The sequence below is a fragment of the Acinetobacter sp. WCHA39 genome, from assembly GCF_002165385.1.
Lineage (GTDB): Bacteria > Pseudomonadota > Gammaproteobacteria > Pseudomonadales > Moraxellaceae > Acinetobacter.
In genome coordinates, this window is the sequence record NZ_NHRP01000100.1 from 1 (window position 1) to 430 (window position 430).

The 430-nt window shown below is 35.1% G+C and carries 1 pseudogene; it reads right to left on the reverse strand.

Annotation, left to right across the window (positions count from 1 at the left end):
* Positions 1-367 (reverse strand): annotated as a pseudogene (locus CDG56_RS16800) (IS1-like element ISAba3 family transposase); the annotation flags it as partial.
* Positions 368-430 lie beyond the last annotated feature (63 nt).

Here is a 430-nt window from a genome sequence, read left to right on the forward strand (position 1 = left end):
AAATAAGCCATTGTTTATTCTTTTTATTTCCAACAAAATTCCAGAACTCATCTACTTCGAGAGATTCATAATGACTTTGCTGAGGCTGAATTTCATAGGTTGATTCAGTTAAAGTACGTAAAACTTTACCGATACTGATGCGCTCAACTTCAGCAATATCTCGTATACCGCTGCCTCTGACCATCAACTGTAATATTTTACGAGTAATACCTGACTTACATCCTAGATAGCTCAGTGCATGATCACCAATAAACTGACGTTTACAGTCTTTGCACTGATAGTTTTGTTTCCCATCTACTTTGATACCATTTTTCTTTATACTATCACTGAGGCAGGTTGGACATTTGATTGCTAGAGTTATTTGCATTTCTCTATTTTATCAAAATCCAATCGGCTTTTTCTTCAGCATACTTTTTGAAACACTACCAAA